Source organism: Pseudomonas sp. KCJK9111 (assembly GCF_046231935.1).
Classification (GTDB): Bacteria; Pseudomonadota; Gammaproteobacteria; order Pseudomonadales; family Pseudomonadaceae; genus Aquipseudomonas; species Aquipseudomonas parafulva_B.
In genome coordinates, this window is sequence record NZ_JBJJMO010000133.1 from 1 (window position 1) to 631 (window position 631).

A 631-nucleotide genomic window follows, 5' to 3' on the forward strand; every position below is an offset into this window, starting at 1 on the left:
AACAGAAGTCTGGTCAGCGGTGATGGTGACCAGCACTTGGTCGCCTTGGTTGCCTGTACCTGGAGTGCCCGAACCTGGTTCGTCGGTCACGACGGTGCTGACCGGAGTCTTGTCCAGAGTCAGTTGCTCGAACTTGCCAACGTCCGCACCAGCAACACTGGCGATCGATTTAACGACCGGATCGTTAGCACCGACGTAGTCGTTGTCTGGCGCGGTCACAGTGACCGAACCGGTTGTGCCATTGGCTGGGATGGTGATGACAGTCTTGCCATCATCCAGTGTGAAGGTCAGCGCGCCATGCTTGTCGATCGGCAGGCCATCTTTGTTTGTCAGGGTCACGGTGTAAGTGATCTGACCGCCTTCAGTGACCGAGTCGGTTGCTGTGAGCTTCGCCACAACTTCGTCGATGGTATCGGTGACTTTCACCGAGGCCTCGCCGCCCAGCTGCAGGTTTTCGAAGGTACGGCCGCCAGCGTCTGCTGCCGACTTGATACCCAGACTGATTTCGCCCGAGTCTTTGTAGACGTCGTCACCTTGTGCCGCGTGGGTATACTGAGCGCTGGTTTCGCCGGCCTTGATGATGACCTTTTCATTGTTGCTCAGGGTCACGATCAGGTCGTTGGCCAGGGCT

The 631-nt window shown here is 57.7% G+C and carries 1 protein-coding gene; it reads right to left on the minus strand.

The window, feature by feature from the left end:
• Positions 1-631: immunoglobulin-like domain-containing protein (locus ACK59L_RS21495; RefSeq protein ID WP_409275955.1), on the minus strand; the 631-nt coding region annotated here is incomplete at both ends.